The organism is Streptomyces sp. NPDC048258, assembly GCF_043201995.1.
In the GTDB taxonomy this organism is placed as follows: Bacteria; Actinomycetota; Actinomycetes; order Streptomycetales; family Streptomycetaceae; genus Streptomyces.
Genome location: NZ_JBICZH010000006.1, coordinates 304,583 through 325,343, shown reverse-complemented (window position 1 = coordinate 325,343; position 20,761 = coordinate 304,583). Strand labels below are relative to the sequence as shown.

Here is a 20,761-nt window from a genome sequence, read left to right as displayed (position 1 = left end):
TAGGTCTCGCCTTACGGCGCCTGCGGACATAGCTCAGTTGGTAGAGCACCACCTTGCCAAGGTGGATGTCGCGCGTTCGAGTCGCGTTGTCCGCTCTGCAGGGAAGAAGCCCCCGGTCCTCGACCGGGGGCTTCTTCGTGTCTCAGGCCGGGGTGATCCCGGTCGTCGCCGTCCAGGTCAGGCCGGTGAGCCGCTCGTAGGCCTCGACGTACTTGGCGCGGGTCCGCTCGACGATCTCCTGCGGGAGGGCCGGCGGCGGGAGCTCCCCCTTCGGGTCCCAGCCGGAGTCCGGGGAGGACAGCCAGTTGCGGACGAACTGCTTGTCGAAGGAGGGCTGGGTGCGGCCCGGCTCCCACAGGTCGGCCGGCCAGAAGCGGGAGGAGTCCGGGGTCAGCACCTCGTCGGCGGCGACCAGCGTGCCGTCCTTCGGGTCGAAGCCGAACTCGAACTTGGTGTCCGCCAGGATGATCCCGCGCTCACGGGCGATGTCCCGGGCTCGGCTGTACACGGCCAGGGTGGTCTGGCGCAGCAGGGCCGCCGTCTCGGCGCCGGCCGTGCGCGCGACCTCCTCGTAGGAGACGTTCTCGTCGTGCTCGCCGACGGCTGCCTTGGCCGCCGGGGTGAAGATCGGGGCGGGCAGCTCGGAGCCGTCCACGAGGCCCTCGGGGAGGGCGAGTCCGCAGACGGTACGGGTCTCCTTGTACTCGCGGAGTCCGGAACCGGTGAGGTAGCCGCGGGCCACGCACTCGACGGGGACCATGTCGAGGTTGCGGCAGACGAGCGTGCGGCCGGCCCAGTCGGCGGGGGCGCCGGCGGGCAGGTCGGTGGAGATGACGTGGTTCGGCACGAGGTCGGCGAGCTGGTCGAACCACCACAGGGAGAGCTGCGTGAGGACGCGGCCCTTGTCCGGGATCTCGGTGGGCAGCACCCAGTCGAAGGCGGACATACGGTCGCTGGCGACCATGACGAGGCGGTCGTCCTCGTCGCGGTAGAGGTCGCGCACCTTGCCGGTGTGGAGGTGGACGAGGCCGGGAACCTCAACCGGCTCGGGCTTTTCGACGAATCCGGACACGGGGTCTCCCTGTGGGTCTGTACGAGCGCAAACCCATTCTCCCGTACCGGGTCGTCTGCCCCGTCCAGGGGGTGTCGTTCCCCGGCGGCGGTCAGTCCCTCTTGCAGATCCGGTCGAGGAGATTGGCGGTAGCCCGCTGGACGCGCTCGTCGACGTGGCCGGGGCGGTCGAGCGCCGGGGACCAGGCGAAGGTGCCGGACGCGAAGACCAGCGCGCCGCTTGCCGCCCGGTAGAGCGAGGTCTCCTGGTGGCGGCGGTGGTTCTCGCTGTCGAGGTACGGGGAGTGCGCGAGCAGGATCCGGTCCTGGTGCTCGGGGAGCTGGGTGCGCGGGAAGTACCGGTCGGCCTCGCCGGCGACCAGGCCGGGCAGTTCGTCGTTCTCCCCGGCGCCGGTGGAGTCCCAGAGCCAGTGCGTGGCGTTGCGGACGATCAGCGGCGCGGGCTCGGGGACCCGCCCGGCGTACTGGATGCCGAGGAGCTGCTGCTCCGGGCGGTCGACCTCGCGCCACAGGCTGGGGCGGCCGGGGCCGCGGCGTTTTCGGCAGGTGAGGAGCCGGTCGTCGACCCCGGAGGGCGAGGGGCCGAGCTCGACCTGCCAGTACATGGTGTTGGCGGAGAGGAAGACGAGCGAGGTGCCGTGGTCTCGGGCGCGCTCGACGGTGCGGCGCATGGGGGCGGACCAGTACTCGTCGTGGCCGGGGAAGACCAGGCCGCGGTATCGGGTCGGGTCGACGCGGCCGGCGTGCAGGTCGCGGGTGTCGGCGTAGGCGAGGTCGTAGCCGTAGCGCTCGGCCCAGCGGATGAAGTCGTAGGCGTGGCCGACGTGCAGGGGCAGGCCCGCGCCCGAGTAGGGGCGGTCGAAGGAGACGGTGATGGCCGCGTCCTGCTCGCCGAGCAGCCGGCCGTCCTCGTCCCAGGCGTGGTAGAGGCTGGCGCCGGTGCGGCCGTCCTCCGGGTAGAGGTTGTACGCCTGCCAGGTGATGTCGGGGAGCAGGAGCAGCAGGTCGGCGGGGTGGTCGTCGCGGACCGTGAAGGGGATGTGGGAGCGGTAGCCGTCGGCGGTGGTGAGGACGGCGACGTACGCGCCGATGCTCCAGTAGGACGGGACCTGGAGGCGCCAGGACAGCCACCAGTGGTGGCAGGAGACGGTGCGGTCGGCGGCGAGGGGGGCGGGCTGCACGATGCCGGAGAGGCGGGGACTGGTGGTGATCTTGGAGGCGCCGTCGCCGCCGTAGTGGCCGATGCGGTAGACGTCGACGGAGAACTGCTGGGGCGGGTCGACGGTGATGTGGAAGTCGATGGCCTCGCCGGGGGCCACGGCGCCGGTGGAGGCGAAGCCCTTGATCTGGCGGTGCACGTCGTCGGCCGTGCGGGGGCCGCCCGTGCCCCGGGCGCGGGGGATCTGGCCGGTGCCGGCGGCCGCGGCGGCCGGGTCCACGTACCAGGGCACGACCTGGCCGGTGTCGTCGAAGTAGAGCTCGCTGCCCCGGAACCAGGGCAGGGGTCCCTGCCCGAACGGGTCCGTCACCGCGTGCGCGAGCGCACCTGACTCCCAACGCCGGATCTGGTCCGCTCCCATGACCGCTCCCCTCCCTCGCTCCCCCGAACGGGCGTGCATCGAGCCCAGCACATCACATAACGCACGCAGTTCGTCACCGTTCGTCGCGAATTGACGTGACTGGAACATTGGGGTCCGGTTATCTGTGCGATCCGTAGCCCTCCCGGGAGGCCTGCCGGGGCAGCCCGGCGCAGCTTGCCGGGGCCGGGGCGGGGCCGCCTGTCGGGGGCCGCGGCGGGGAGCCGTCAGACCAGGCGGACCGGCTTCTCCGGGCGGACGCCGAGGTCGGCGAGCCAGTCGCGCAGGGGCCCCGGGTCCCCGTCCTCGACCAGGCACAGCACGCGCGGCGCCAGGTCGGAGCGGCGGTCGCCACCGATCAGCAGGATCGGGCCGTCGAGCCAGTCCAGGCCGGGTGCGGCCCCGGCCGAGTCGACGGCCGCGCAGCACACCATCGCCGTCACGTGGTCGGCCAGCAGGTCCCGGCCGCTGCGCGGCGGCTGGAGCGGGAACAGCGGTACGGCGTCCGCGCCACGCGCCTTCCCGGTCCCGGCGGCCGGACCGGCGGCCCGCTCCTCGCGGGCCAGGTCGCCGCTGAGACGTCCGGCCAGCGCCTCCCCGGCGGCACCCTCGCCGACCCGGTCGGTGAGATAGCCCAGCACCCGTTCCAGCGTGGGCCCGCCCGCGGCGCCCGAACCGGCGGAGCCGACCGGCAGTCCCGCCGGAGCGGCCAGCGAGTCCAGCGCCGTGTGCAGCCGGGCCGCCTCCGTACGCCACTTGCGGTCCACGACCTCCTCCGGATACGCCGCCCAGTCCACCGGGGACCAGTCCGGCCCGGGCTCGGCCGGCCCGCCGTGGAAGAGCCGCGCGGCCAGCAGCGAGGCCGCCTCGTCAATCGCCCCCGGCTGCTCCAGCAGGTCGCAGGCGGGGCGCTCGCCGAGCCGCGAGGTGAACCCCTCGGCCAGCCGGTCCCGCCGGGACAGCTCGGTCAGCGCGGAGACCACTCCGGCGTCGAGGTGCGCCGGCCAGCGGCCCATCCGCCAGGCGGGCAGCGCGACCCGGGTCAGCAGCCGGTCCCAGCCCGCGTAGGCGAGGCCGACCTGCTCCTGGGCGACGATCCGCAGCCCGTAGTCCACACCCTGTGCACGCTCCGAGGCGGCCGCGGCCACCCCGCGCTCCATCTCGGCGGCATCCACCCGGCACAGCCGCAGCAGCAGCCGGGCGGGCCCGGCGATCCAGCCGAGGCCGGGCCTGCCGCCCACGTCCACGGCGGCGTCCAGGCCGCGCACGAAGCCGCGCGCGTCGGCTATGTCCGGATGCGCGGAGGGTCCCGTACCCGCGACGACCGGCGCGAGGACCGCCCGCAGCTCCGCGACCCGCATCCACCACAGGAAGGGCGAGCCGATCACCAGTACGGGAGCAGCGCCGGGCTCGGACTCCGGGCCGGCGGATATGCCGCCGCGGCGGTGGGCCGCGTGCGTGCGGTCCTCCAGCCAGCTGTCGCAGTCCGGCGTCAGGGCTATCGCGGAGGGCGGCGGCACGTCCATCCGGTCGGCCAGGTCACGCACCAGCCGGTAGAGATCGGGCGCGGAGTCCTCCGGTACCGCCACTGTCGGCGTCACGGCGGGGCTCGCCCGCAGCACCACGGCGGTGAAGATCCCGCCGACCAGCAGCACCAGCGCGGCGACCGCGCACACGGCGAGGGTCACCACGGGCCAGGGGTCACCGGCCAGCCGGCCCGTCATCCGGGCGGTCACCAGCACCACCGCGAGGGCGGCGGGCAGCAGCCCGACGGCCAGGGCCCTGCTGCGCACACGCAGCACGGCCAGGGCGCGGGAACGCGCGGACGGCACGCCCACTTCCATGATCGAACCGGTTCCGGACACGGCCGGACCTCACCCCCTCTGCCCTGCGGCGGCTTTGCTCACTCCCCCACTGTGACACCCGCCACTGACATCGCAATGCCGGTGGGCCAAGTGCCGGAATGCTTGCGCCGCACCCTAGTTGGGGCACGCCCGGCCGTCAGGCAGACCGGGTGACGATCACCCGATGGAATGGCTTTGGGTAAAGCTGGGTGCGTTCGAACGCGGATGAAGGCACTCGCACGCCAACGCGCACAGACGCGCCCGCGGGCCCGGGCGCACCTCGTGCGCACCGGGCCCGCGGGTCAGGCCGAGCAGCTGGTCAGCGGCCTTCGGCCGCCTTGGCGGCGATGTCCGTACGGTGCTGCGAGCCGTCCAGCCGGATCCGCGCCACCGCCTTGTACGCCTTCTCGCGGGCCTGCGCCAGATCGGAACCGGTCGCCGTCACCGACAGCACGCGGCCGCCCGCGCTGACGACCGCGTCGCCCTCGCGCCGGGTCCCGGCGTGCAGCACGTACGCGTCGGGTCCGTCCTCGGCGGCCACGTCGGCCAGGCCCTCGATCACGTCGCCGGTGCGCGGGGTCTCGGGGTAGTTGTGCGAGGCGATGACCACCGTGACGGCCGCGTCCTCCCGCCAGCTGAGCGGGGGCTCGGCGTCCAGGGTGCCGTTCGCGGCGTTCAGCAGCACGCTCGCCAGCGGGGTGCGCAGCCGGGCCAGGACCACCTGGGTCTCGGGGTCGCCGAAGCGGGCGTTGAACTCGATGACGCGCACGCCGCGGCTGGTGATCGCGAGGCCGGCGTAGAGCAGGCCGGAGAAGGGGGTGCCGCGGTGGCGGAGCTCGTCGACGGTCGGCTGGAGGACCAGCTCCATGACCTCGTCGACCAGCTTCGGGTCGGCCCAGGGCAGCGGGGAGTACGCGCCCATGCCGCCGGTGTTGGGGCCCTCGTCGCCGTCCAGGGCCCGCTTGAAGTCCTGCGCGGGCTGGAGCGGGAGGACGGTGACGCCGTCGGTGATGGCGAAGAGCGAGACCTCGGGGCCGTCGAGGTACTCCTCGATGACCACGCGGTCGCAGCCGAGCGCGTGGGCGCGGGCCGCGGCACGGTCCTCGGTGACCACGACGCCCTTGCCGGCCGCGAGGCCGTCGTCCTTGACGACGTAGGGGGCGCCGAAGGCGTCGAGGGCCGCGTCCACCTCTTCGGGGGTGGTGCACACGTAGCTGCGCGCGGTCGGGACCCCGGCCGCGGCCATCACGTCCTTGGCGAAGGCCTTGGAGCCCTCCAGCTGGGCCGCCTCGCCGGACGGGCCGAAGACGGGGATGCCGACGGCGCGCACGGCGTCGCCGACCCCGGCGACCAGCGGGGCCTCCGGGCCGACGACGACCAGGTCGGCGCCGAGTTCGGTGGCGAGAGCGGCGACGGCATCGCCGTCGAGGGCGTCGACCGGGCGGAGCTCGGCCACCTCGGCGATGCCGGCGTTGCCGGGAGCGCAGTACAGCGCGGAGACGTCGGGGTCGAGGGACAGAGAGCGGCACAGGGCGTGTTCGCGGGCGCCGCCGCCGATGACGAGGACCTTCACGCTGCTCAGACTAGCCCGGACGGCGCGGCCGGTTTCGTGCGGCCACCCCAACTAGGAGGGGCTACTCATTCGTGTATTCCTCCACAACGGTCGCTCCGAGCTCGCGCACGATGAGGTCGTGTCCGGTCAGAGCGCTCTCGACGAGGTCGGGATCGTCCTCCTCCGCGAAGTCGTCCTCGGGCGCGACCGGGGGGGGCGCCTGCTGTACGGGGGGCTGCGGGGCGGAGGCCGACTGCTGGGGCGGCTGCTGCTGCGGCTGCTGCGGGGCGGGGGCGGAGGGCGCCTGGGGCGGCTGGCTGTAGGCCGGGGCGGCCGCGGGCGGGGCGGCGTACGAGGACGTCTGGAGCGGAGCCGGTGATCCACCGCCCCCGCCCACCACGGCGTCGATCTTCCAGTTGACCTGGAACTGCTCGGCCAGGACCGCCTTGAGCACGTCCTCGCTGCCGCTGCTCGCGAAGTTGTCGCGGGCGCCTGCGTTGGGGAAGCCGAGCTGGAGGGTGGTTCCGTCGAAGCCGGTGACCTGGGCGTTCTGGCTCAGCAGGATCCAGGTGAAGCGGCGGCGGTTCTTGACGGCCTCCAGGACGCTCGGCCACATCGCCTGGACCTGCCCGGCGCCGGCGGCCATGCCGGGGGAGGGCGCGGCCGGGGCCGCGGCCGCGGGAGTCGGGGCCGGCTGGGCGGGGGCGGGCGCGGCCGGGACTCCCTGGCCGGGGGCGGCCGCGCTGGGCCAGGCTCCGGCGGCGGGGGTGGCAGGGGCCGGGGCCGCGGGGGCGGGGGCGGCCGGGGTCGGGGTGGCCGGGGCGGCGGCTCCCGGCCAGGCACCGGGGGCGCCGCTGCCGGGCTGTGCGGCTCCGGGCCAGGCCCCGGGCGCGGGGGCGGGCGTGGCGGGGGCCGGGGCAGGGGCGGCCTGCACCGGCGCCTCCGGCCGCGCGGGAGCCCGTACCGGCTCGGGAGCGGCGACCGGCGCGGGAGCCGCCGCCGGGGCGGGAGCCGCCGCCGGCGCGGGGGCCTGTACCTGTACGGGGGCCTGTACCGCGGCACGCGCGGCGGCGACGCCCCCGGCGGGACCGGCGGGGGCCATGCCGTGTGCCTCGGGGCCCGGCACGTAGCCCATGGCGGGCGGGGCGGCGAAGGCAGCGGCCCCGCTGCGCTCCAGCCGGTCGAGCCGGGCCTGGAAGGACCGCTCGTCGTCGAAGGCTGCGGGCAGCAGCACGCGGGCGCAGATCAGCTCCAGCTGCAGCCGCGGCGAGGTCGCGCCCCGCATCTCGGTGAGGCCGGTGTTGACGAGATCGGCGGCCCGGGACAGCTCGGCGGCCCCGAACACGGACGCCTGGGCCTGCATCCGCTCCACCACATCGGCGGGGGCGTCGATCAGCCCCTTCTCCGCGGCGTCGGGCACGGCGGCCAGGATCACCAGGTCGCGCAGCCGCTCCAGCAGGTCGGCGACGAACCGGCGCGGGTCGTTGCCGCCCTCGACGACCCGGTCGACGACCTCGAAGGCGGCGGCCCCGTCACCGGCGGCGAAGGCGTCGATGACGGAGTCGAGCAGGGACCCCTCGGTGTACCCGAGCAGCGAGGTCGCCATGGCGTATGTCACACCGTCGTCGGCGGCGCCGGCGAGCAGCTGGTCCATGACGGACATCGAGTCACGCACGGACCCGGCGCCGGCGCGCACGACGAGCGGCAGCACGCCGTCCTCGACCTTGGCGCCCTCGCGCGCGCAGACCTCGCCCAGGTAGTCCCGCAGGGTGCCGGGCGGCACCAGCCGGAAGGGGTAGTGGTGCGTCCTGGACCGGATGGTCCCGATCACCTTCTCCGGCTCCGTGGTGGCGAAGATGAACTTGAGGTGCTCCGGCGGCTCCTCGACCACCTTCAGCAGGGCGTTGAAGCCCGCCGAGGTGACCATGTGGGCCTCATCGATGATGTAGATCTTGTAGCGGCTGGAGGCGGGCCCGAAAAAGGCCTTCTCCCGCAGGTCACGGGCGTCGTCCACACCACCGTGGGAGGCGGCGTCGATCTCGATGACGTCGATGGACCCCGGCCCGTTCCTGGCCAGGTCACGGCAGGACTGGCACTCCCCGCACGGGGTGGGGGTGGGACCCTGCTCACAGTTCAGGCAGCGGGCGAGGATGCGCGCGCTGGTCGTCTTTCCACACCCGCGCGGCCCGCTGAACAGGTACGCGTGATTGACCCGGTTGTTCCGCAGGGCCTGCATCAGCGGTGCAGTGACATGCTCCTGCCCGATGACCTCGGCGAACGACTCGGGGCGATAGCGGCGGTACAGCGCAAGGGACGACACGTCTATGAGGTTATCCGGGCCCGCCGACAACGGCGGCCCGCCGGCGCCACCAAGGCCCCCGGAACGCAAAGCGCCCCCCACGCACCCGCCAGAGCCCACTTACCCTTGCTGCCTTCCGGCCCTGGGGGAGTTGGGTGAGATAGCGCCACGTGAGGGGCTGAGCCCACCCTAGCGGATGGACGCCCCTGGAATCGAGCCCGGCCCCGACCTGCCCTCCCGGAGACGATCACGTTCGCGAGCACCCCTCAACGTCTTGTATTGTTTGCGGCGGAGGATTCGCCTAGTGGCCTAGGGCGCACGCTTGGAAAGCGTGTTGGGGGCAACCCCTCACGAGTTCGAATCTCGTATCCTCCGCCATTGCTCTCACCGGGCAATATGTCGAAGGGCCCCGCTGCTTGCAGCGGGGCCCTTCGTCGTTCCTCAGGCCTCGTTGTCCTGGTCTTTGTCCACGAGACCCTTCTCCGAGGGGCCCCAGATGGCCTCCGCGATCTTCTGAGCCACGTCCTTCAGCATGGCGTCGGGCACGTGCAGGTACCGCGCGCGCATCCGGGCGGACGTTCCCGGCTCCCAACCCATGATCTGGTCGATCACGCGGTCCGGAACGCCGAGCAGCATGAGCACGGTCGCGGCGGTGTGCCGTGCGTCGTGGAGGCGCGCGTCCCTCACCCCCGCATCCCCGAGCAGCTTCTTCCAGTCGTGGTAGTCCGTGTTCGGGCTGAGCGGGCCACCGAGCGGCTTGGTGAACACGTACTCCGACTCGGTCCACTGGTCGCCGGCGGCCTTCCGCTCGCGGGCCTGGACCTCCTTGTGCGCCCGAAGCATCCGAACGAGCGGCCCCGGCAGGGGCACCGCACGGCGCCCCGCCCGCGACTTGGTGTTCTTCGTCTCGCGCCGCACCTGCTCGCGCAGGGGGCAGTACCCGGCCTTCCGGCCGCACGGATCAGCCTCCTTGCATCCGTGCGCGTACTTCGGCCGCAGCCGGTTCCGGCGCAGCTTCAGGTACTCGTGTTCCAGGTCCACGTCAGCCCACCGGAGCCCCAGCGTCTCGCCCTGCCTCAGGCCGAGCGCAAGAGCGAGCATCCAGCGGGCACTGTTCCGGCGCTTGTTCACCTCGATGAGCAGGCTCTGCACCTCCTCGACCGAGTAGGGCTCGATCTCCTCTTCGGGCTCCTCCACCCGAGGCGGCTTGGCCAGCGCCGCGGCGTTCTTCGCCGCGTGCCCGCGCCGTACCGCCTCCCCCAGGGCGGTACGCGCGGTCCGGTGGGCCTGGTGAGCCGTGGCGGGCTTGCTGCCGTTCGCCTTCATCCGCCGGTAGAGGCTCTCCAGGTGCTCCGGCTCCAGGCGGTCGATCCGGTGCTTGCCGACGCCAGGAACGAGGTGGACCCGGACGGCCACCTCGTAGCCGTCGTAGGTGTTCTCGCTGACGACTTCCTTGGCGATGTTCTCGACCCAGTGCCACAGCCACTTCTCGACCGTCCACAGCTTCCCGGGCTGCTGGGCGGTCCCCTGGTCGCGCTGCTTCTCCAACCTCTTGACCTCGGCCATCAGGAGGTCTTCGGAGAGCCGTGTGATGTGCCTGCGGTACGGCTCGCCGTTGTCCCGGTAGCCCATCGGCACGCGGGCGTGCCAGCGGCCGTCCTTGCCGAAGTAGATCGCGGTCTCCCCGTTGGCGCGGCGGGTGCCCTTCTTCTTGCTCTCTGCCACAGGCAGGCTCCTGTCTCGGGTGAGTCGGGTGTGGGCGGGACGGCGGACTGCCTTGGCGCCAGTGCCGCCGTCCCGGCGTCGTCAAGCCGCGCGGTGGGCGGTGCGGAGACGGGTCACGTACGCGGCCGGCGCGTCAACCGGGACCCTGCGGAGCCCGCCGATCGTGACGGACTCCAGGGCCCCGGTGCGGATGAGGCGAAAGCAGGTGGTCCGGCCGACGCGGAGCCGCCGGGCGGCTTCTTCGACGGTCAGCAGGACCAGCGTCGGGTCTGCCGCGAGGGGTACGGCGATATCGGTGTCGTGCATGGGCGCACTCCTTAACCGGGTCTAAGGCCGGGTTCCTGTCCGAGGTGCGGATTTCTGCGTCATCGCGTCATTCACGTCATTCCGGCGCCTGACCTGCGGTTTCCGATGACACGGCCAGTGCGGTTGGTGTCATCGGGTGACGGTGGCCGCCGTCACCTGGTGACACGGGTGACGGGCAATGACGGAGCGTCGGCGGTCTGCGTCACCGGTGGATCCGCAGGCCGTGAGCCGTTTTCGGCCTGTCGTGACGGGGGTGACGCAGGTTTCTTCTCTTCGGACAAGAAGGGTGGTGTCTGTCGTAGTGCGACAGACCTGAAGAGCGAAAGAAGGGGCCGCTGCGCGGCACGACCTTCCAGCCCGGCGGCGAGCCGCCGGAAGAGCAAGAGGAGCACCCGGCGGCGTCGCCGGGGGTGCTCCTCTTGCTTGTGCCGCAGGCCCGAGGGGGCCGGGTCAGAAGGCCGCGTGCTGCTCGGGGCCGGGGCGGGCGGGGCGGGTCATTTCGATGTAGCGGGCGGTTTTGGTGCGGCCCCAGTCGATGAGGACGCCGCGGGCGGCGAGGGTGGGCTGGAGGCGCTTGAGCCGGTCGGAGAGAACCTTGCCGGTGGTGGGCCAGCCCTTAGGCAGGGGACGCAGCTCCTCCCCCGCGTAGAGCTGGGTGAGGGCGTGGAGCCACTCCGAGGACGTCATCCGGGCGTCCGTCCCAGGTGCGAGGGTGGCGGCGTGCTTAAGGACGGTCTGGGCGAGGAGGTCGCCTTCGATGACGTCGTCGTTGAGGTCGTCGAGGCTGGCACGGTAGGCGGCGAGCGCGCCGAGGCCGGTGGCCGCGTCGAGCTGCGCGCACAGGTGGGCGAAGTCGGCCATCCGCAGGTCGGTGGGGATGTCGACCTGCACAGCGCGGACCTTTACGGTCAAGTCGAGGAGCGAGCCCAGGACCACGGGGAGGGCTTCTTCGAACTCCGCCCACAGCTCAGCCTCGGTGCGCCGGATGGTGGGGCGTTCCAGGCGCAGGGGAAGGAGACGTTCGGCGAGGTCGGGGCGGATGACACCCACGTCGATTCCGGTGAGCAGGAGCGGCCGGCGGTAGCGGGCCCGTACGACGTCGCCGTCGGTGTAGAGGGCGCGCTTGATGGTTTCGGCGCCGGTGACGATGCAGCACATGAGGTCGGACAGGTCCGGGGCCAGGTGGGAGAGGTTGTCCAGGGCGGTTACCCACCCAGCCGCGACGGCCGCGATCAGGTTCTCCTCGTCCTTGGGGGCGCGGCGCAGGTCGCCGCTCATACCCTCGATGATCCGCACCAGCATCCGGCCGCCGGTCGACTTGCCGGCGCCCTGGGGACCGGTGAGGAACGGCGCGGGCACGGGTACGGACGGGCCGAGGCAGCCGATGAGCCAGGCGATGGCCAGGCACTCGGTGGCGGCGTTGGCGAAGTTGCACAGACCCAGGAGGAGGTCGATGCCCTTGCCATCGGTGTCCTTGGTGGGGAGGGGGAGTTCGCCGGTGAGCTGGGTGCGGCGCCAGCGGACCTCGTGCGGGTCGGGGACGGTGATCTCCCAGCCGGTGGGGTGGATCCGGACGGACTGCCCATCGTTGCGGCCCAGGTCCAGCCAGGTGGCTCCGTCGAAGCCGGGTGCGATGCGGATGTGCACGGGCTGGACCTCCTTGGTCAGCGCGAGCGCCTCGATCAGGTCGAGGGCTTCTTTCAGAGCGGTGCTGTTGAACACGCCGCGTCCTTCCTCGTAGAGGCCGACCATGAGTTCCTGGCGGTGGCTGCCCGTGGTGCCCTGGGAGCGGATCGGCCGGGCGACGGGCATGCCGTTCCTCTGCGCGTACACGGTCCCGTCGGGCGTGCGGAAGTAGCGGAAGTTCGCCTGCGCGTAGCCGGTGATGACCTCCCGGCCCGAGGCCTTCTCGTCGTCGGACACGGCTCACACCCCCAGCGCGGTACGGGCGTTGACCCAGGCGACCTCACAGTGCCGGGCCGATTCACCCTTGGCCTGCGCGGCGGTGAACAGGCGCCCGATGTGGGTCTCGGTGAGGCAGCCGCACCGGCCATGGGCGGACAGTACGGCGAGGAACGTGCGGTACACGGTCGTGTGGATGGCCTCGGCCGCCGCGGTGATGCGCTGCTCGGCCATGGCGATGCCACGTTCCAGGTAGACGGGCGAGCGGTGCGGGCACTGCCCGCCCCCGGCCGGCACCGCCACGATGGCGGGGCGGGTGTGTCGGACGGTGGGTTCCTTCACCACGAGCACGCGCACGGCGTCCGGCAGTGCGGCCATCGTTCCGGAGCCGCAGCCGCGCCAGCGGACGTAGGACATCGTGGACTTCACGTCGGCCCCGGGGCGGACCCCGTTCTTCGACTGCATGGCGCCCTGGTAGATCCAGTGCTCGCCCCGGGTCGTCGGCACGACCTTGGTGGCGGGAAGAGTCTGTCGGGCCCAGGCGACGGCTTCGGCGTCGTCCAGGTCGACCACGGTCAGACCGGCGCCGCCCGGGTGGTAGGCGACGGCTCCGGCCTGACGCCAGGCGCGGGCCCATGCCGGGCCGGTAAGGACGTCGGGGTCGGTGGTGGCGGCGCCCCAGGCGTGGCAGGGAGCCGGGCACTGGCAGGGGCCGGCGGCCTTCATGTGGGGCCGGTCCCCGCACGCCGAGCGGGTGCAGGCCGGGCAGTTCCCGAATGGCTCCTTCCCCGCCCGCAGTGGCAGCACGGGCAGGCCAATCTCCGCGAGCCAGAGCGCGGTCCGCAGGTGTCCTTGTGTGTTCATCGGCACGCTCATGCCGCGCTCCTGAGGACGCTGCAGTCGGCGGCCAATGCCATCAGGTGAGGGGGCCGGACGGTGGCCTCTCGCGGAATGTCGATGGGGTGGGTCATGCTGGTGGTCTCCTGTTTCTGTCGAAGGGACGGAGAGCCGGGGCGGTCGCGGTCTTTGGCGAGAGGCGACCGCCCCGGGCACAGCTACAGGTCGGTGAGCGCAGCGGTGGGGATCTCGTAGACGTCGATGACGTCCTTCACGCCGTGCCAACGGCCAGGGGTGTGGTGGATGTAGACCACATGCAGCGGGATGCCGTCGCGGCCGGTGAAGGCGTAGACGTTCACCGCGTCCACGTTCTTGGGGCTCTTACGGGCGCTGCGGATGTGGGACAGAGCCGAGATCACGGTGATGGCCTCGGGCCGGTACTTCACGCCGTCGACCTGCGTGTGCATCGTGGGGTGCTGCGTGGTGCTGAGCGTCGGGTTGGGGCTCATGACAGCTGTCTCCTCAGTGGTGGCGGTGCCAGAGGGCGTATTCCTGGCGGACGTAGCCGCGGGGCTCGCGAATGCTGTCCGGGTGGTCCGGGGTGTAAGGGCCGTCCGCGAAGCCGCTGGGGCCGAGCCCGGCGGCGTCGTCGATCTCCATCAGGCGGCGGGCGGCTTCGACCGCGAGGGTGGCGGCGTCGCCGTTGACCGGGTCGTCGTCGGTGAGGGCGATGCGGTCTAGGAGCGCGGCCTTGCGAAGCCAGAACTCTCGAACGGCGATGCCGTGTAGGCAGTCCCGGACACCGCGGGCGGTCCACCCGATCTCGCTGATGATGCTCGGCGCGGTGGCATACGCGGCCTTGGGCGCCGGCCAGTGGCGCATCATCCGTGGAAGTGGTTTCGCTTGATGACAGCCCGGCGAATGTTGACGACCGTCCCCGTCCGCCCGTGGCCGCGGTTGCTGCCGAGGACCTGAACTGCGATGAAGCCGCCGAAGATGACGGCGGCCAGGATGATGAGCTGCTGGATCAGCGCGGCGACGGCGGCGATGAAGGTGGTCAGGAGCATCAGCCCGCCGCAGGCCGCGGCGAAGCCGATGCCGCCGAGGGCGACGTTGACGGCGAGCGGGTTGATGGCCGGCCGCTCCGCGACGGGCTCGGGGGCCTTCGTGGGGGCGATGGCGTAGCCGGTGATGATGCGGCCGTTCGGGAGCTGGATCGTCTGGACGTCCGGCATCAGGTGCGGCTGCTGGAGGACCAGCGGTGCCGGGGCCATGAGGACCGGGTGGTGGACCTCGGTGGTCTCCCAGAGGGCGGGGTCGTGGTGGTTCACGGGGGTGCCTCCTACAGGTCGGGTATGGCGTTGATGAGGGAGTTGATGACTTCGGTGACGGCGGGGGCGGCGCCGGTAGAGGCGAGGTAGAAGCCGAACATCACGGCGACGAAGGCGGAGCCGACGCCGAGGGTCTTGGAGCGCAGGAGCAGTGCGAGGAGGAGCCCGAAGAGGGCGACGAGCGTGATGGTGACGGCCAAGGGAGGCCTCCTTGCTCGGGGTTGGAGGAGGGTCTACTTGCGGCGGTTCGCGCGGGCGTCTTCGCGGGCCTGCGCCTGCTCGCGGATGCGGTCGATCTCGTTCTCGATGCGCTTGGTGGACTTGCCGCGCTGCTGGCGGCGGACGGCCTTGGCGCCGAGGTAGACGACGCGGGCGAGTTCTCCGAGGCTGTGCGGGTCCTTGTCGGTGAGCGCGAACTTCTCGCGGGCCATGACGGTGCTCCCTTGGGTGTGGGGTTAGCGGGTTCCGGCGCGGTGGATGCGGGCGGCGCGGTTGTGGAGGCGGCGGCCGACGCGGACGCGTATGCCGTGGCCATGGCAGCGGCGGCAGACCTTGCCGCGCTTGGGTCGTCCCTTGCGGTCGAACTTGAGGAGCTGGCCAACGCCGTCGCACTTGCGGCAGACGCCGAACGGGGACAGCCAGCACCTGATGCCGTAACCGAGGGTGACGACGAGTAGGCAGGCGCTAGCGAGCAAGGCAAGTCTCATGAGGGCCCTCCTGGGCGTGTTTCCGGGGTTTTCGCAGGTGGGCCGCTAGACGCTAGCGACCTGATCAGGTGCGGTTTGGGTCGCTAGCGAGGTTGCTAGGTCTAGCGACATGGGTTGCTAGCCCTAGCGGCCTTCGCGGCTACTTCGCGGGCCGGTTCTTGTCACGCTTGGTGATGGCGTCGAGGATGTGCTGTCGCTCGATGCCGCGCCGGTTGGCGCCCTTGCCAGCGTCGGTCTTGCCCCACACCTGGTCGGTCTTGATGCCGAAGGGCTTGAGGACGGTGCCGAGCTGGTCGGCCTTCGCGCGGCCCTCAAGCTCGGCCCACGGGCCGTAGGTGCCGGGGGCAAGTTCGGCGAGGCGGTCCACGATGACCTCGGACCACACCTTGTCCTCGGAGCGGCCTAGGACGGTGGCGATGTCATCGAGGATCGCGTCGGCGCTGCGGGCCGCGGCGACCTCGCCGATGGCGTCGCCGGTCAGGGTGCCTTCCTCCTCGCGCAGGGTCCGGGCGCGGGTCAGGATGCTGTCGGCGTCGCGGCCATCAGCGAGGTAGGTACGCACGATCCCGGAGTCGTCGCTCATGCCCTTGAGCAGGCCCACACCCTTGTGGGACTTCAGGAGGCGCGAGGCATCCAGGCCCTCGGAGTACGAGCCGGCGCCGAGGACAACGTCGGAGACCTGCCAGGACCCGACCCGCAGGGAGAACCTGGCCTGGTGCTGGTCACGCAGCACGGACGGGCAGGCCTGGTCGTCGGGCTTCTGGGTGGAGTTCATGACCGACACCCCGACGGCCGGCGCGACCCGGGCGAGGTAGACCAGCAGGTCAAGGATCGTCTTGCCGTGGACCGGGTGCTGCAAGTACTCCTGCACCTCGTCCAGCACCACGAGGGTGAGGGGCATGTTGAGCTTCTTGTCCCGGGACAGTTCCGGGGTGAGCTTGCCCTCCGGGCAGATGTGCAGGGGCAGTTCCGAGAGCCGGTGGTAGCGGTCCTCGACATCCGCCTTCAGCTCCATCAGGGCGTTGATGAGGTGCTCTACCGGGTCGAATCCGTTGCGGGGCACGATGCCGAACCCGATCCGGTGCGCGACCTTCGCGAAGGACCGCCAGTCCGGCGAGGCCTTCCCGTCGAACAGGATGATCCGCACGTACGGGTCCAGCGCCGCGGCCAGCACGATCGAGCGGGCGGAGAACGTCTTGCCCTGCCTCGGTACGGCGCCGACCAGCAGGGACAGCCACAGCATCGTGGCCATGACCGGGTTGCCCCGCTCGTCCACACCCCACGGGAACGGCTTCCAGAAGTCCACCCTCGTCGCACCCAGCAGCGGCGTGCGGCCGGCCGGGACGGCGAGCGGGTCGCGGTCGGCGATCCACATCGAGACCCGGCGCGCGCTGGACTCGTCGCGGTCCAGGAAGAGCTGCGTGGGCGAGATGTCGATGCCCGAGGCAAGCGGCACGTGCTTCTTCAGCGCGTCCTCGAACGTCTTGCCGTAGGGCAGGTCGACCACGACCCGCCACCCGTCGCCATCCCGGCCGATCGGCCGGGGGAAGGCGATGCCCTGGTCCTTGACGGTCAGACCGGCTGCGGCAAAGGCGCGGGTGATGATGTCGGAGGACAGGCGCCGCTTGCGGAACGTGACCTTCGCCCGGTCGATGAGCGGCTTGTCCGCCGGCGCCCCCACCACACCGAGCGTGGTGGTCAGCGCGGCCATGGACAGCAGAAGCATCCACGACGGGGCCATGACGTAGACGGTCAGGGCGGCGGCCAGGCCGACGAACCCGGCGACGGCCGCCACGATCCCGCGAAGACGGACGCGGTCGTTGCGCTGCCGGGACAGACTCAGGTACTCACCCGCGTCCTCGGCGCGGACGGCGGCGAGGCGCAGGTTCTTGCCCTCGGCGTCGAACACCCACCGCCCGGCCGCAGCCGACCAGCGCCACGCACCGCGCGGGGCGTAGGCGAGGATCTTCGGCGTGTAGACCAGCGGCAGCCGAAGCGCGTGGTAGCCGACCAGGGTGGAGTAGTGCCGGACCGCCCAGCGGCGCACGGCCGCCCGCTGGTCGGGGAGCTTCACCCACGCGGGCAGGACCGGCTGACGGGTCTTGTCGTGGGCCTGCATCCACTCCGCAACCGACGGCGGGTAGACCGTGCGGGGCGGGTCCACCGGGGCACCCTCGGCGATGTCGTCCGAGTCGTCGTCGGTGTTGGGGAGTTCGGCCTGCCACTCACCGGGCCGGACCTCCCCCACACCGGGGGCATCGGGTCCGGGAGTCTTCTTAGGGAAGGGCATCACCTTGGCCGTGTGCTCGTCCGGTTCGGCCTGGTGCGGGAACGGGTTGATCTCGGTCACGACGGTTCGACTCCTTCGGGGTAGGCGCAGGGGATGCACACGCCGAGCTGGGCGGGGATGACGTATCCGGCGTCGCGGCGGCATTCGGGGCAGGTGCGGCGGGCGGTGTTGGCCTTGGCCAGCGCGGCGGTCTTGGCCGGGGTCATCGGCCGGACCGGCTTGGCCCGGTCGACGCGATACAAGAACGCGGTCAGCGGGCCGCGCCGAAAGCGCGGACCCAGGACCTGACCAGCGATGCCCTGACCGCCGGGCCGCAGCCCCAGGGCGCGGAGCTGGCGGCGGGTGGCGAGTCCATCCGGGGCCAATCGCCAGGGGAAGGTGGGTATCCCGTGGAGGGCACCGGTCGGGTCGAAGCAGCGGGCGAACATCAAGCTCATCCGGCCACCGCCCCGATCACGGTCATCTGCTCGGCGCGCTCGGCCTTGAGCGTGTCGCGCAAGGTCCGGCCGTTGGCCGACGAGGTGCGGACCGCCTTGCGGATCGCCTCCGCCGTCAGCTCGACGTCCGGCCAGTCGGCGGTAGCCGACCGCGCCTCGCCGAGGAGTTCATCTGCCGTGCGGGTCGGTCGGGGTGTGCGGGCCGACTCCGGTACCCGCCCGGTCGCCCGACGCGGGGCATGCTGCAAGGCGGCGACTGCCAGAGCCGGGGCCGACTGCGGCAGCTCGACGGGCCCGGTGACCGACTGCGGGTCGGCCGACTCGATGGCGGGGAGTTCGGTCGCCTCAGCCGGGGCTGCGGGGGTCGACTCGTGCAGGTCAGACCCCAACCGATTTACGGTGAGCTGCTCTGATTCATCCTGATCTGCGATCGGGGCCGGTCGGTGGTGCAGCACCTTCGCCACGAGGTCGGAGCCGAAGAAGATGGACCCGACCGGCAGCGAGGTCGCCAGCAACACGAGCAGCCAGTTGGCGGGGTCCCAGTCAGCCAACTGAACCCGTCCACCGCCGTGCAGCTCGGGAACCAGACCGTGCACGTAGTTGAGAACCAGCGAAGCGACCGTGTATCCGGCCAGCACCCGCAGCGCGAACGTCTTGTCCCTGCCGGTGAGCACCAGGGTGGCAACCAGGGCCAGGGCCATCAGGCCGTCGACCACGAACGGGTAGAGCAGGGCGGCCGTGCCGTCCGCGCCGACCGTCCGAGCCACGTCCCGCTGAGCGTTCCAGGAGACGCGAAAGGCCATCCCGACCACGCCAACGAGTGCGGCGACCAACAGGCCCTTGGCGGTGCGGTTCATGCCGCACCGCCGATCCGGCGGTTGTGGCGGGCCCAGCCGACATGCTGGACACACCAACCGATCCCGGCGGCGACCAGCAGCCACGCGTCGTGCAGCGCTACGGCGCCCGGCACGCCCACCAGCACGGCCAGCGAACCAGCCCAGATCAGATACTGGTCCAGGGCACGGCGAGGGTTGGCGCTCATGCCGCCGCCCCCTTGCGGGAGCGAGTCCGGCGACGGGCCGCCAGCCGGACGAGCGGGACGACGTTGAACAGCTCCGGCGCGTTCGCCTCGATCACCTGGGCCGCGACCCGGCTCACGTCATCCGGCAGGTCCGGGTTCTCACTGAGGATGTCGCGAGCCGCGTCCAGGCGGGCCGCGCGCTCCTCGGCACTCTCGCCCTCCACGCCGAGCCACAACTCCAGCGGGGTACCCAAGGCCAGCTCGATGAACTCGTTGACGCTGACGGCCTCCTGGCCGCCGATGTACGTACGCATCATCTTTCTCTCCTGATGTCGAAGGGACGGGCGCGGGGCGGTCGCGGTCTTTGGCGAGAGGCGACCGCCCCGGAGGTGAAACAGCTCAGACGGTGGCGATGAGGAGCGCGGCGACCAGCAGCCACAGGTGGTGGAAGGACTGGTCGAGTGCGTAGGCGCCGGTCCCCAGGTGCGCGGCTGGGCCGCCCGAGGCGGTGACCGGGGCGGCGGGGTGGGCCGGGGTGCCGAGGCTGTAGAAGCCCTCCAGGCCGAGCGCCTTGGCCAGACGGGCCAGGGTGGAGCGGCGGTCCGCCCACCAGTGCGTCACGGCGTCCACACCGAGTCCCGCAACCAGGCCGGCGGCCGTGAGGTGCAGGCCCAGCAGCATGGCGACAGGCAGGAGGACCACCAGCTTCGTGGCGGTCAGGGTGGCGACGTGGCGGGCGTCGGCCAGCCGGCCGGTCCAGCCGGGCTTGCCCTTGTCGGCCGACTGGCGGGAGGTCTGCACCCAGTGGTCACCCACGCTGTGAGCGACGTACAGGGCGGCGAACACGGCAGCGAACGTTGCAGCCTGCATGAGGACTCCAGAGGGAAGGTAGCGAAGCAGTGAAGGGACTTGCCGGCGGCCGGGTCGCGGACTGCGCTAGTCGTCGTCGCCGTACTCGTCGGGGTTGGTCTGCCGGTCCAGGCAGTAGTGCAGGCTGTCGGCCGCCTTGGTGACCCACTCGGCCACAGCCGCGACACGGCGGTACTGAGCGAGCCGGAACTCCTCCACCACCAGCGGCGCGGCCAGTTCATCGGCCAGCCCCGCGAGACTTCGCAGGATCCGGCCCAGCTCGGAGGCGGAGACGGTGCTCGGGTCGGGGAGGGACTCCCCGTCAGACATGCTCATGCGGTCCTCCCGAATCAGGGACGGAGGCGGAAGTCCGGCTCCCCTCAGCCCCGCCCGTACAGCGCCAAGGGCGCCGGACGGGCGGGGGAGGCAACCGGCCGCAGCGCTGCGAGCGCTGCGAAAGGGTGAGAGCCGTGCGAGCAGTACGGGCGGGGAGCCCGGGTCCGTCTCGCAGGGCGGTGAAGCGTGACGCGAAGGGCAAGGCCGCCGCACCGGTCCAGTGCGGCGACCGCCGACGGTCTTGAGCGGCTCACGACAACTCCTCTGTAGGCGGTCAATGTCTGTGGGAGCGGGCTTCACCCGGTTCCGCTCGATCCGGAGGCGGTCCCTGTCTCCGGATGTCGTGGCGGCCCAATGTCGGCCGGGTGGTTCTTTAGAGCCGATGGCGTGTCCCCCTGCTGGGGTGTAGGGCCCGGTTGTGACGCGGGCCCGTTCTCGGTCGGCTGGTCTCCACTCGCCTCGGCTGGTGCGGTCACGGCCGTCCTGCTGCGGTGGATCACGCTGTGGAGTTGTCAGCGGTGCATTCGTGCAGCTCAGAGCAGCCCAAAGAAGGCCCCTCTTGAGACGTTGATCAGCAGTTGGGCCACCGTTTCCGGGGCGCCCTGCTTGTTGACAAGCCTCTGCGCGTTGAGCTCCGGAATCGAATGACGGCTTGTCATATGAGGCCTGCCACAGAT

At 71.8% G+C, this 20,761-nt stretch carries 22 protein-coding genes, 2 tRNA genes and 1 other RNA gene; 2 read left to right on the top strand and 23 right to left on the bottom strand.

The genetic code is table 11. The annotated features are described in order from the left end of the window. The first annotated feature begins 22 nt into the window (after positions 1–22). A tRNA-Gly gene (locus ACGFYQ_RS17335) sits at positions 23–95 on the top strand. Positions 96–142: 47 nt separating this feature from the next. On the opposite strand, the gene ACGFYQ_RS17330 is transcribed toward ACGFYQ_RS17335, so the two are convergent. The 6 genes from ACGFYQ_RS17330 to ffs form a co-directional block, all read right to left on the bottom strand. Then, entirely contained in the window at positions 143–1,072 is a 930-nt protein-coding gene (locus tag ACGFYQ_RS17330) for a phosphoribosylaminoimidazolesuccinocarboxamide synthase (protein ID WP_393744612.1), read from the bottom strand. 91 nt (positions 1,073–1,163) lie between these two features. Beyond that, on the bottom strand, positions 1,164–2,651 hold the full coding sequence (locus ACGFYQ_RS17325) for a N,N-dimethylformamidase beta subunit family domain-containing protein (RefSeq protein WP_393744610.1): 1,488 nt from the start codon (positions 2,649–2,651) through the stop codon (positions 1,164–1,166). A 224-nt stretch (positions 2,652–2,875) separates the two neighbouring features. Continuing rightward, complete coding sequence (locus tag ACGFYQ_RS17320; RefSeq protein ID WP_393744608.1) at positions 2,876–4,513, bottom strand: hypothetical protein; 1,638 nt, start codon at positions 4,511–4,513, stop codon at positions 2,876–2,878. A gap of 298 nt (positions 4,514–4,811) precedes the next feature. After that, positions 4,812–6,065, bottom strand: coding sequence for a phosphoribosylamine--glycine ligase (gene purD / locus ACGFYQ_RS17315; protein ID WP_393744606.1), 1,254 nt, complete (start codon positions 6,063–6,065; stop codon positions 4,812–4,814). A gap of 61 nt (positions 6,066–6,126) precedes the next feature. Then, positions 6,127–8,364, bottom strand: a complete 2,238-nt coding sequence (locus ACGFYQ_RS17310; protein WP_393744604.1) for a DNA polymerase III subunit gamma and tau — start codon at positions 8,362–8,364, stop codon at positions 6,127–6,129. Positions 8,365–8,427: 63 nt separating this feature from the next. Next, an RNA gene (gene ffs / locus ACGFYQ_RS17305) (signal recognition particle sRNA small type) lies at positions 8,428–8,526 on the bottom strand. A gap of 107 nt (positions 8,527–8,633) precedes the next feature. Between ffs and ACGFYQ_RS17300 the strand changes: the two genes are divergently transcribed. Next, positions 8,634–8,721, top strand: a tRNA-Ser gene (locus ACGFYQ_RS17300). Between the two features lie 63 nt (positions 8,722–8,784). Here the strand turns inward: ACGFYQ_RS17300 and ACGFYQ_RS17295 are convergent. From ACGFYQ_RS17295 to ACGFYQ_RS17215, 17 genes are all read right to left on the bottom strand, one after another. Continuing rightward, positions 8,785–10,068: a tyrosine-type recombinase/integrase gene (locus ACGFYQ_RS17295; protein WP_393744602.1), complete on the bottom strand. Its 1,284-nt coding sequence runs from the start codon at positions 10,066–10,068 to the stop codon at positions 8,785–8,787. 81 nt (positions 10,069–10,149) lie between these two features. Beyond that, positions 10,150–10,374 carry a helix-turn-helix domain-containing protein gene (locus ACGFYQ_RS17290; RefSeq protein WP_393744600.1) on the bottom strand — a complete coding sequence of 75 codons (225 nt, stop codon included), beginning with the start codon at positions 10,372–10,374 and terminating at the stop codon, positions 10,150–10,152. 450 nt (positions 10,375–10,824) lie between these two features. Next, positions 10,825–12,297, bottom strand: coding sequence for an ATP-binding protein (locus tag ACGFYQ_RS17285; protein ID WP_393744598.1), 1,473 nt, complete (start codon positions 12,295–12,297; stop codon positions 10,825–10,827). 3 nt (positions 12,298–12,300) lie between these two features. Next, positions 12,301–13,152, bottom strand: a complete 852-nt coding sequence (locus tag ACGFYQ_RS17280; RefSeq protein WP_393744596.1) for a bifunctional DNA primase/polymerase — start codon at positions 13,150–13,152, stop codon at positions 12,301–12,303. A gap of 179 nt (positions 13,153–13,331) precedes the next feature. Further along, positions 13,332–13,622 (bottom strand): hypothetical protein, encoded by a 291-nt coding sequence (locus tag ACGFYQ_RS17275; protein ID WP_393744594.1) that lies wholly within the window; start codon positions 13,620–13,622, stop codon positions 13,332–13,334. A 13-nt stretch (positions 13,623–13,635) separates the two neighbouring features. After that, the gene (locus ACGFYQ_RS17270) at positions 13,636–13,998 is read right to left on the bottom strand and encodes a hypothetical protein (RefSeq protein WP_393744592.1); all 363 of its coding nucleotides are present in this window, start codon (positions 13,996–13,998) and stop codon (positions 13,636–13,638) included. Further along, positions 13,995–14,387 carry a hypothetical protein gene (locus tag ACGFYQ_RS17265; RefSeq protein ID WP_393744716.1) on the bottom strand — a complete coding sequence of 131 codons (393 nt, stop codon included), beginning with the start codon at positions 14,385–14,387 and terminating at the stop codon, positions 13,995–13,997. The genes ACGFYQ_RS17270 and ACGFYQ_RS17265 overlap by 4 nt, the downstream gene beginning before the upstream one ends. 68 nt (positions 14,388–14,455) lie before the next feature. Continuing rightward, positions 14,456–14,644 carry a hypothetical protein gene (locus tag ACGFYQ_RS17260; RefSeq protein ID WP_271244202.1) on the bottom strand — a complete coding sequence of 63 codons (189 nt, stop codon included), beginning with the start codon at positions 14,642–14,644 and terminating at the stop codon, positions 14,456–14,458. A 33-nt stretch (positions 14,645–14,677) separates the two neighbouring features. Beyond that, complete coding sequence (locus tag ACGFYQ_RS17255; RefSeq protein WP_393744590.1) at positions 14,678–14,875, bottom strand: hypothetical protein; 198 nt, start codon at positions 14,873–14,875, stop codon at positions 14,678–14,680. 24 nt (positions 14,876–14,899) lie between these two features. Further along, positions 14,900–15,151 carry a hypothetical protein gene (locus tag ACGFYQ_RS17250; protein WP_393744588.1) on the bottom strand — a complete coding sequence of 84 codons (252 nt, stop codon included), beginning with the start codon at positions 15,149–15,151 and terminating at the stop codon, positions 14,900–14,902. Positions 15,152–15,290: 139 nt separating this feature from the next. Beyond that, positions 15,291–17,501 carry a cell division protein FtsK gene (locus tag ACGFYQ_RS17245; protein ID WP_393744586.1) on the bottom strand — a complete coding sequence of 737 codons (2,211 nt, stop codon included), beginning with the start codon at positions 17,499–17,501 and terminating at the stop codon, positions 15,291–15,293. Then, positions 17,498–17,878 (bottom strand): RRQRL motif-containing zinc-binding protein, encoded by a 381-nt coding sequence (locus ACGFYQ_RS17240; RefSeq protein ID WP_393744584.1) that lies wholly within the window; start codon positions 17,876–17,878, stop codon positions 17,498–17,500. The genes ACGFYQ_RS17245 and ACGFYQ_RS17240 overlap by 4 nt, the downstream gene beginning before the upstream one ends. After that, the gene (locus ACGFYQ_RS17235; RefSeq protein WP_393744582.1) at positions 17,875–18,735 is read right to left on the bottom strand and encodes a DUF2637 domain-containing protein; all 861 of its coding nucleotides are present in this window, start codon (positions 18,733–18,735) and stop codon (positions 17,875–17,877) included. Before ACGFYQ_RS17235 ends, ACGFYQ_RS17240 begins: the two co-directional genes overlap by 4 nt. Further along, the gene (locus ACGFYQ_RS17230; protein ID WP_393744580.1) at positions 18,732–18,920 is read right to left on the bottom strand and encodes a hypothetical protein; all 189 of its coding nucleotides are present in this window, start codon (positions 18,918–18,920) and stop codon (positions 18,732–18,734) included. Before ACGFYQ_RS17230 ends, ACGFYQ_RS17235 begins: the two co-directional genes overlap by 4 nt. Beyond that, positions 18,917–19,213, bottom strand: coding sequence for a hypothetical protein (locus tag ACGFYQ_RS17225; RefSeq protein ID WP_393744714.1), 297 nt, complete (start codon positions 19,211–19,213; stop codon positions 18,917–18,919). Before ACGFYQ_RS17225 ends, ACGFYQ_RS17230 begins: the two co-directional genes overlap by 4 nt. Before the next feature lie 85 nt (positions 19,214–19,298). Beyond that, positions 19,299–19,769, bottom strand: coding sequence for a transcriptional regulator (locus tag ACGFYQ_RS17220; RefSeq protein WP_393744578.1), 471 nt, complete (start codon positions 19,767–19,769; stop codon positions 19,299–19,301). Positions 19,770–19,835: 66 nt separating this feature from the next. Next, on the bottom strand, positions 19,836–20,084 hold the full coding sequence (locus ACGFYQ_RS17215; RefSeq protein ID WP_393744576.1) for a hypothetical protein: 249 nt from the start codon (positions 20,082–20,084) through the stop codon (positions 19,836–19,838). Positions 20,085–20,761: the final 677 nt, after the last annotated feature.